Annotated in this window: 2 protein-coding genes; both read right to left on the reverse strand. The window is 70.6% G+C overall.

All coding sequences use genetic code 11. The features are described from left to right. Positions 1-1,635, reverse strand: a 1,635-nt coding sequence (locus WAZ62_RS00870; protein ID WP_422641644.1) for a UvrD-helicase domain-containing protein, incomplete at its 3' end; no start/stop codon positions are given. Then, positions 1,632-2,534 (reverse strand): PD-(D/E)XK nuclease family protein (locus WAZ62_RS00875; protein WP_422641645.1); only part of this gene is annotated, 903 nt, incomplete at its 5' end. The genes WAZ62_RS00870 and WAZ62_RS00875, both read right to left, overlap by 4 nt.

The following is a 2,534-nucleotide window of genomic DNA, read 5'->3' on the forward strand; positions in this document are numbered from 1 at the left end:
GTCTTCCGCCGAGCGGCCGCGGGCGGCGACCTCGGCCGGGGACCAGGCTTCCGCCTCCTCGACCGTCTCGCCGTCCTCGACCGGCCACAGTTCGACGCTGCCGGCCGCCCCGGCGCGATGCGCGAGATGACGCAGGCCCTCGCCCTCGACGACACCGTCCTGCGCCTGCGGCAGGGCGAAAACCGCGTCAACGAGGGCCAGCACGGCGGGCGCCGTGCGGAAGGAGGTGTCGAGTTCGATCGGCCGGAACAGTTTCCGCGCCTCGCCCGCTGCTTTGCCAGTGCGCTGGCGCTCCGCCCCGAAAATCTCCGGCGCGGCGCCCTGGAACGAATAGATCGACTGTTTGGTGTCGCCGACGGCGAAGACCGTGCGATGGCGCCCCTGCGCCCCGTCGCCCGCGAAGAATTCTCCGGTCAGGGCGCGCACCAGCTGCCACTGGGCGGGGCTCGTATCCTGCGCCTCGTCGATCAGCAAATGGTCGATGCCGCCGTCGAGCTTGAAGAGAACCCAGGGCGCCGCCGCGCCCCTGGTCAGCAGGTCGCGCGCCTTCAGCACCATGTCGTCGTAATCGATCGCCCGGCGCCGCGCCTTGGCCCTCGTGTAACGCTCGAGGATCGCCGTGCCGAGGATCAGCAGCGCGCGCGACGCCAGGTGAACCTCCGCCGCCGTCGCCTCGACCTCGAGCGCGGCGAGCTCGGCCGCTTCCGCCACCATCCAGTCCCGTTCGGCCGGGAAGCGCTCGCCCAGCTTCTTCGTCATGGGGTTCTTGCGCGGCTCGCCCGCGCTGGTCAGGAACACGGCGGCATAGGCGTCGTAATCGAAGGCGACGCGGACCTGCGCCAGGGCCGCCGCCATCTTCTGATCGGTCGCCGTGCCGCCGCGAAGCGCCGCGACGGCACGCTCGATCGGGGCGAAATCCTTGCCCCGACCTTCGCTGAAGCGGGCGATCACCTCGGCCCTTCCGCCCGTGTCCCTGGGCTTGCCGCCGAACAGCCGGGCAAGATCGGCAAGGTGCCGTGCCATGCTGGCCGGTCCCAGATCTTCCGGCAGCCGGGTGCGAAGGGCGATGAAACTGCCGATCAGCCCCTCGAAGGCGACATCGCTGACGAGGCCCGACAGATGCTGGACCGCATCCGCCAGTTCCGGGTCGGCGGACGACAGAACCTCCCCCGTCGCCTCGGCCAGCAGGGTGCCGGCGGCTTCGTCGTCCAGCGCCTCGAAACGGGGCGGCAGGCCGACCTCGACCGGAAACCGCCCCAGCAGTGACTGGCAGAAGGCGTGGATGGTCTCGATCCTGAGGCCGCCGGGGGCATCGAGCACGCGGGCGAACAGGCGCCGCGCCCTCGTGATCGTCTCGATCTCCGGAATGTCGCCGGTCAGGTCGCGGATGGCGGCGGAAAGCCGCGCCTCGGGTTCCACCGCCCAGGCGGCCAGCCGGTCCTGGATGCGGTTGGCCATTTCGGCCGCCGCCGCCTTGGTATAGGTCAGGCACAGGATCTTCTCGGGCGCGACATTCTCCTGGAGCAGGAGACGCAGCACCCGGTTGGTCAACACATGGGTCTTACCCGTGCCGGCCGAGGCCGAGACGAAGACCGAGGCGCGAGGGTCGGCGGCGGCATCCTGCAACGCGGTCATGCCTCGCCCTCCCCGCCCCATTCGCCGACGCGGGCGAGATGGTCGTAGTCGCCATAACCCTTCTGGCGCGGATTGGGCGCCGAGAGATAGGGCTGACCCTCGTCCCTGTAACGCGCGAAGAGCCGGACCACGCCCGCCAGCGCGGCGGCGGCGATCGTGTCGGTGTCGTCATCGCCGACATGTTTGATCTCGCCCGGCGGCCGGCCGCCCTTCAGGCGCCAGACCTCGATCGCGCCCACCGGGCGCCGGCCGACCTCGGGAAAGGCGCCGGCCGCGATCATCGCCGCTTCCAGCGGCAATTGCGGGCGGAACCCGGCTTCCATCTGGGCCTTGCTGGGTGGTATGCCGGTCTTGTAATCGATGACGATCGCATAACCGTCCGGGCGGCCATCGATGCGGTCGGCCCGCGCGGTGACAACATGTTCGACCCCGCCGACATCGAGCGGCAGCGAACCCTTGGTCTCGACCGCCAGCGGCTCGATCCCCTCGGCCCGGCGGCGGCTCTCTTCGGCGACGAACCAATGGGCGACCTCGACGAAACGGGGCCACCAGAAACTGCGCACCACCGGCCAGTCGTCGAAACGGCGGAACGCTTCGCGGCCGAGCGCGATCAGCCGCTCCACCGCGTCGGCGGGCAGCGGCCCCCGCATGTGGCCCCGGACGAAGCCGTCCAGCACGTCGTGAATGATGGTGCCCCGGTCGGAGGCGCCGGGTGGCTGGTCGATGGGATCGAGCGGAGACAAGCGCAGGATCTGCTTGGCATAGAGTGCGTAAGGATCGCGCACCAGCAATTCGACCGCCGAGACGGAGAACACGAAAGGGCGTGCGGCCAGCGGCGGCCGGGGCGCGGGTTCGGCGCAAGGCACGCCCTCCCCCGGATCGAGCGACAGGGCCCAGCC

Source organism: Zavarzinia sp. (genome assembly GCF_049306435.1).
GTDB lineage: Bacteria > Pseudomonadota > Alphaproteobacteria > Zavarziniales > Zavarziniaceae > Zavarzinia.